Annotated in this window: 1 protein-coding gene and 1 pseudogene; both read right to left on the bottom strand. The window is 71.8% G+C overall.

What is annotated here, in order from left to right; translation table 11 throughout:
- The coding region (locus tag ACFWJO_RS39970; protein WP_386873235.1) for a DNA primase at positions 1-1,013 on the bottom strand (1,013 nt) is incomplete at its 3' end.
- Positions 1,014-1,043: 30 nt separating this feature from the next.
- Positions 1,044-1,225, bottom strand: a pseudogene (locus tag ACFWJO_RS39965) (hypothetical protein); the annotation flags it as partial.

Raw genomic sequence — 1,225 nt, 5'->3', positions numbered from 1 at the left:
GCCTCGTCGCCCTTCTGCATGCGCAGGTCGCACGGGTCCATGCCGCTGGGCTCCACGGCCACGAACGTCTTGGCGAGGAACCGGTGGTCCTCGTCGAACGCCTTGAGGGCGGCCTTCTGCCCGGCCTCGTCGCCGTCGAAGGTGAAGATCACCTCGCCGCCCGTGCCGTCGTCGGAGATCAGGCGGCGGGCCACCTTGATGTGGTCCGCGCCGAACGCGGTGCCGCACGTGGCCACGGCCGTGCCGACGCCGGCCAGGTCGATGCCGTAGAGCACCTGGGACTTCTTGTAGAGCGGCGTCTCGGGGGTGTTCAGGTACTTGGGGCCGGGATCGTCGTCGTAGAGCTTGCGGGCGCCGAAGCCGATGGTCGCGCCGGTCATGTCCCGGATGGGCCAGAGCAGGCGGCCGCGGAACCGGTCGTACAGGCCGCGCTGTCCCTCGGACACCAGCCCGGAGGCGCGCAGCTCCTCGTCCCGGAAGCCGCGCTGCCGGAGGTGGTCCAGCAGATGCGACCACCCCTGCGGGGCGTACCCGAGGCCGAACTGCACCGCGTGCTCCTGCGTGAACCCGCGCTGGGTGAGGAAGTCGCGGGCGGCCTGGGCCTCGGGCGAGCCGAGGGCCCGACGGAAGAACTCGTCCGCCACCTTGGTCGCCTCGAACAGGCGACGACGGCGCCCCGTCTCCGCCTTGTCCGGGCCGGTGCCGCCGTCCTCGTAGTGCAGCTCCACCCCCACGCGGGACGCCAGCCGCTCCACGGTCTCCGTGAACGTGGTGTGCTCGAGTTCCATGAGGAAGCTGATGACGTCCCCGTGCGCGCCGCAGCCGAAGCAGTGGTAGGTGCCCACGCCGGGGCGCACGTGGAACGACGGCGTCCGCTCGTCGTGGAACGGGCACAGCCCCTTGAATGAGCCCACGCCTGCCGAGCGCAGGGTGACGAACTCCTCCACGACGGCCTTCAGATCCGTGCGCTCGCGGACGAGGTCGATGTCCTTGCGCACGATCAGTCCAGCCATGCGGACCATTCTAGGGAGGGGGCGGAGCGGTCAGCCCCGAGCGGAACCGGCCTGCGTGGATGGCTCGGTCTCCGCTGCGGCCTGTGCAGGACCGGTCCCTGCCGCGCGGGACGCTTCGGTCCGCGCCGCGTCCACTCCCTCGGACGCGGGGCGCCCGGTGGCGGGGTCGATGACGGGCAGTGCGCCGGTGGCCGCCTCGACCAGCGGATGGA

The sequence above is a fragment of the Streptomyces sp. NPDC127092 genome (assembly GCF_042722475.1).
GTDB lineage: Bacteria > Actinomycetota > Actinomycetes > Streptomycetales > Streptomycetaceae > Streptomyces.
This window is presented reverse-complemented; position numbering and strand designations above follow the sequence as displayed.